1 protein-coding gene is annotated in these 1340 nt (G+C 42.4%); it reads right to left on the bottom strand.

Features of this window, described 5'->3' with window-relative positions:
• Window positions 1-596 precede the first annotated feature (596 nt).
• Window positions 597-1298, bottom strand: coding sequence for a DNA polymerase III subunit delta (gene holA / locus QT973_RS26935; RefSeq protein WP_445305703.1), 702 nt, complete (start codon window positions 1296-1298; stop codon window positions 597-599).
• Window positions 1299-1340: the final 42 nt, after the last annotated feature.

Raw genomic sequence — 1340 nt, 5'->3', positions numbered from 1 at the left:
ATCAATTACGCACTTGATTTAGCTAAACACTTCATCTTATCATGTTTGAGGTTGAAATTAAGATGCGTTTACCCTGGAATTATACGAACGCTCGTCAGTTAACACGCTGCCTTTAAAAGGCAAACGGCGTGTGGGCGAGAACCCACAGGGTAAGCAATTGTCTCTTTGGGATATTTAGAGCGAAATCTCTAAAGAATCCCATCCCCTTTAGGGGTGGGAGTGTCAAAGATTATCCACTACCTCCTGTTGAGCAAATCTTGGGGTTTCTGGTTTGGATGATGCAGGAAAGATGAGCTGCTATTAAACAGAAATAGCAACCTACTGCTGCAATAAATAAAGTCAAAAATAGTTTGACAAATTCATTAGGATTTACGCACAATGTCCATATATGATGTGAATGTTGGGGCAACCCCCCGCGGTGCGCCCCAACATCGTTGCGTAAGCCCTAACTACACTTAATTAGTTCTGGACGCATAAACTCTATCTGTATGGTACACCGCCGCCCACCTTACCGATACTAATAGTGTTGCAAAGCAGTTTTTGCCTCCAAGATTGTTAATGAAAGACTGCCGAATTAACTCGGCAGCGCTTTCCTGTTATTTAAGGTGAGTGAGTTGAGTGATGCTGAGCAAAGCAGGCAACATCGAGTCAGGCTTATCTCCTGTTTTGAGAGCAATTTCTAAATCCAACAAAATGGAGAGCGATCGACTTAAGAAGTTCGCAGATACTTCCTTAACCTCCTGCTTAAGGAAATACAGCCGTTTGGGGTTACTAATTCCGCACATACTAGCAATTTCGCTATCAGAACGTTGTTGGTCGGAATTGATAGTAGCTTTTACCCACAGCCAAGTTTTAAACTGAGTTTGGAGAGTGGCAATAATTGCTAAAGGAAACTCTGCCCGAGATAGCAATTCATCAAGCACCTTAATAGCCGCCACTGCTTGACCTTTTAAAAGAGCTTCGGCAAGTTGAAAACAGTTGGCTGTGGTAGCTGGAACGAGGATTTTAGCAGCTTCTTTGGTAATGCGATCGCCCGCAGCATAAATGGCTAATTTCTCTAGTTCACTGACTCTTCTAGCAGAATCGTTGCCAATCGCTACCGCTAGATAACTGACAGCATCTCTGGCAATTGAGAGATTCATCTGTTTAGCAGTAGCAGCGATCGCACTTTCAATCAAATCAGTACGCCAAGGAGGAATGAGAGTAAACTCCTTAAGTTTACCAAACAGCAATAAATGCTTGACTACCTTGAGCCGTTTGTCGATACAGCGGTTTTCGCTGTTATGAGGTACAATCAATAATAATGAAATATCATTATGTAATCAAAGCTAATGAAAGCA

Source organism: Microcoleus sp. Z1_A1 (assembly GCF_036700305.1).
In the GTDB taxonomy this organism is placed as follows: Bacteria; Cyanobacteriota; Cyanobacteriia; order Cyanobacteriales; family Microcoleaceae; genus Microcoleus.
The sequence above is the reverse complement of the archived record's forward strand: the minus strand, read 5'-3'. Positions and strand labels throughout refer to the sequence as shown.